The sequence below is a fragment of the Streptococcus pseudopneumoniae genome, from assembly GCF_001068775.1.
GTDB lineage: Bacteria > Bacillota > Bacilli > Lactobacillales > Streptococcaceae > Streptococcus > Streptococcus pseudopneumoniae_N.
In genome coordinates, this window is sequence record NZ_JWAJ01000100.1 from 1 (window position 1) to 508 (window position 508).

A 508-nucleotide genomic window follows, 5' to 3' on the forward strand; every position below is an offset into this window, starting at 1 on the left:
AAAGGAGAAAACCATGGCACAAAAGTCTCATAGTTTATCACACACAAAGTGGATGTGTTCCATCACATTGTGTTCACCCCTAAGTATAGACGAAAAATCATCTATAATCAATATCGAAGTAGTTTAGGCGAAATATTTCATCGCTTGTGTAGTTATGAAGGTATTGAAATTATCGACGGACACTTGATGCGTGATTATGTACATATGTTGGTAAGTATTCCACCAAGGATAATTCATGGGTTATTTAAAAGGCAAAAGTGCACTCATGATGTTTGACAAACACGCCAACCTCAAGTACAAGTTTGGGAATCGGCATTTCTGGGCAGAAGGTTATTATGTGAGTACAGTAGGGCTTAATGAAGCCACGATAAGGAAATACATACAAGATCAGGAAAAGCATGATATAGCACTAGATAAATTAAGTGTGAAAGAATATGAGGATCCCTTTAGGGATAGTGGTAAGTAATACTCACGCCTCTTTAAGAGGCAAGTGACGAGTCAAGAGCAA

1 pseudogene is annotated in these 508 nt (G+C 37.8%); it reads left to right on the plus strand.

Features of this window, described 5'->3' with window-relative positions:
- Nucleotides 1-13: 13 nt before the first annotated feature.
- Nucleotides 14-466: pseudogene (gene tnpA, locus ADF68_RS05600) on the plus strand (IS200/IS605 family transposase).
- The last annotated feature ends 42 nt before the right edge of the window (nt 467-508 follow it).